Here is a 960-nt window from a genome sequence, read left to right on the forward strand (position 1 = left end):
GCGGCTTCCGGGCGCGGGTCTCGATGTGCTTCAGGATACGGTCGCCGTCGCCCTGGCCTTGCACTTCCGGGTTCACGGTCAGGCAAGCCATCTCGCCCATCCTTTCCTTGGGGAAGGGATAGAGGGCGGCACAGCCGAAGATGACGTTGTCGTGCTCGATCACCGAGAAGTAGTGGATTTCGCGCTCGATCAGTTCGCGACCGCGCTTGACCAGGGTGCCAACCTGGAGCAATGGCAGTGGTAGCAACGTCAAGCTCAAGGGTGCTGTCGATGGTGCCGGCAATACCGACGGGCTCAAGGCTATCGTGGTACGCCAGCTCGATACGGCCGGCAATGCAGGTCCCGGCAGCAATGCCTTGTCCTTCACGCTCGACACCACGGTACCGGCCAAGCTGGGCCTGGCGCTGGCGACTGACACGGGTACCGCCGGCGACAAGATCACCAGCGATGGCACTCTCAACATCACCGGGCTGGAAAGCGGCGCGACCTGGCAATACAGTACCGACGATGGCAGCAACTGGAGCAGTGGCACCGGCACCAGCGTCAAGCTCACTGGTGATGGCGTCAAGAAGGTCGTGGTGCGGCAGACCGATGTGGCCGGCAATAGCAGCGTCAAGAGCGATACCGTTGAGTTCACGCTCGATTCCAAGGCCGTTGCGCCGACCATCATCCTGAATTCGCCCGCCGGCACCACCGCGGGCGGTGCCAGCATCACCACCGCTGGCAGCTTCGTGTTGAGTGGAGTGGCGGAAAAGGGGGCCCAGGTCGTCGTCAAGCGCGGTGATGGCACCGCACTGGGGACGCTCACCGCCGCGGCCACCGATGGCGCATGGTCGCTCAACCTGGCCACCAGCCTGAAGATCAGTGGCCTCAAGAAGATGGATGGTAGCGACAGCACCGCCAACGGCACATACAGCCTGCTCTCGGCCAGCGACCAGGCAGCCCTGCTCAATGCCTTCA

General features: G+C 63.4%; 1 protein-coding gene and 1 pseudogene. One reads left to right on the top strand and one right to left on the bottom strand.

Annotated elements, in window-relative coordinates; genetic code table 11:
- Positions 1 to 235, bottom strand: a pseudogene (locus I5W_RS17890) (GNAT family N-acetyltransferase); the annotation flags it as partial.
- On the opposite strand from I5W_RS17890, the gene I5W_RS17895 reads away from it, so the two are divergent.
- Positions 216 to 960 (top strand): hypothetical protein (locus tag I5W_RS17895; RefSeq protein ID WP_199901760.1); only part of this gene is annotated, 745 nt, incomplete at its 3' end. The pseudogene I5W_RS17890 and the gene I5W_RS17895 overlap by 20 nt on opposite strands.

The organism is Herbaspirillum sp. B65, from assembly GCF_000333555.1.
GTDB classification, from domain to species: domain Bacteria; phylum Pseudomonadota; class Gammaproteobacteria; order Burkholderiales; family Burkholderiaceae_D; genus Herbaspirillum; species Herbaspirillum rubrisubalbicans.